The organism is Candidatus Magnetaquicoccus inordinatus (assembly GCF_004217665.1).
Lineage (GTDB): Bacteria > Pseudomonadota > Magnetococcia > Magnetococcales > Magnetaquicoccaceae > Magnetaquicoccus > Magnetaquicoccus inordinatus.
Window position 1 is genome coordinate 4,683 of sequence record NZ_RXIU01000203.1, and the last position, 1,866, is coordinate 6,548.

The window sequence follows — 1,866 nt, forward strand, 5'->3', positions numbered from 1 at the left end:
GCTTGCTTCCATTAGGCGCTTAAGCCGACGCAAAGAGCGCGTCGGCTTAGTGTGAAAAGCGCGCCACAAACAAAGAACAAAACCCCAGAGGCTCCGCCTCTGGACTCCGCCAGGGGGATAATCCCCCTGGACCCGTAATTGCCTTAGCCGGAAAGTTATCCCGCATACGAACACAAACTGGCTGCCGTCCGGGTATCCATGTTGCGACCCCGGTTGGTGTGATCATCAATCTCTGCCGCACTACCAATCATCCGGCCAAACAGAAAGGTGGTAAAGGCAGCTCGCTCCAAGGATTCCGCAGTCACCTCGCCAGAGGAGTAGGGTTTCCACAACATTTTCAGCAAAATCACCGCAATCACCGCATCCACATTGACACAGTACACATTGGTGCTCACTCCCGCCTTGAACAAGGCATGCACCAATTTGTGGTAGAAATCCTGGAAAATATTGTACGATCCCCGATTTTTGAACAATTCGTCAACAAAGACCTCACGCGGATCAAAGTTGACATCCTTGCCTTTGAAAACCGGATGATTGACACAAGGAATTTTCAAATATTCCAATTCACCTGCCGACTTGGCCTTGCTCTTGTAGCCTTTGTACTCTTTTGCATACTGCATGGCCATCGCTTCCAAATCCAAACCATGATTGGAATTACCCGGATCATGCAAACCGCTATTCTGGAAACGCTCCATCAGAAAGGCAATGGCTTCATAACCATTGCCACCATGAGCAAATCCCGTATGAGTCAAAAAGCCCATATAGCCCTTGTTCACCTGAACTCTGCCTGGCGCTTCCGGCCCATCCGCGGAGACAGCACCTTTGGCTCCTTGTGCGGAGATCGTTCCGGGACCATTGGTAATCAAAAGCCCCATCAATACCGAAAACGAGAACAACTCCTCTTCGCTCGGCTTGCGCCCGAACAAAGCAGCAAAAGCGGTCTCGGTAAAACTCCAGGAAGCCATCAGTTCGCCGTTATCCACACCACGGAAACTCTTTTTGTCCTGATTGAGGGCAGGTACAGTGGCACCCACCATGGCACTGAAAATCCGAAAATGCCAGGGCAGTACCAACAAGGTGTTCACCGATAAACGGCGATTCATGAAGGGCTGCCATGCCAAATGGGTGGTGATCGCCGCAAGCACAACTGTATCACGCACACTGCCCTGCCTGTCGGTCAAAGTTTTGAGAAAATCGATAAAGACCGATTTGACGCCACGCTGTTCCAAAGCGGTAAACATCGCCTTGCCGCGTTTGCCACCTTTATCGGCAACCAGGATCTCTTGCAGGGCCGGTGTGCTCTGAACCTGCTTCAGTTGCGCGCTGAAATCAAATCCCTCTTGCGCGGGATCTTTTAACCCGGAGAGCCCAAACAGATCAATCAGAGCCTGCGCTGCTTCACGGGCACCATCAACCTCTTTAGGTCCGACCAAGGCAACCGCAGCACCCAAAACCGCATTGGGACTGCTCCCTGCTTCACGAGCAGCATCGGCTGCCGCCAGCAGAACTGTGCCACTCTGGTTGACAAAGGCATTCAAAGCCACATTGGCCATCGCGACGCCATTGTTATTGGCATATTCACGAATCAACGATTGCACCAGATTTTCTTCAAAGGTGCGGGTAGAGGAGTCCAAAACACTGACCCCATGCAGTTGGGAGACTTGTGTTTTGGCATCCATGCGCGAGGCACCGGAACAATCCTTCATCGACTGACGCGGGAAGGTTGTTCCCACCTGCTTGGCCAGATCAGCAATCTGCTGATTGTAAGGCTCCATTGCTTCGACCACCGGCACCGCCAACTCGGTCGGCAAAGCCAAGCCCTGGTCGTTGTGAAACCAACATTTTGGCGCCAAATTACCCCGTGGT

General features: G+C 52.3%; 1 protein-coding gene. It reads right to left on the bottom strand.

The annotated features are described in order from the left end of the window. Positions 1-155: 155 nt before the first annotated feature. A partial coding sequence (locus tag EJP87_RS17925) for a citrate synthase family protein (protein ID WP_478210084.1) occupies positions 156-1,866 on the bottom strand: 1,711 nt, incomplete at its 5' end.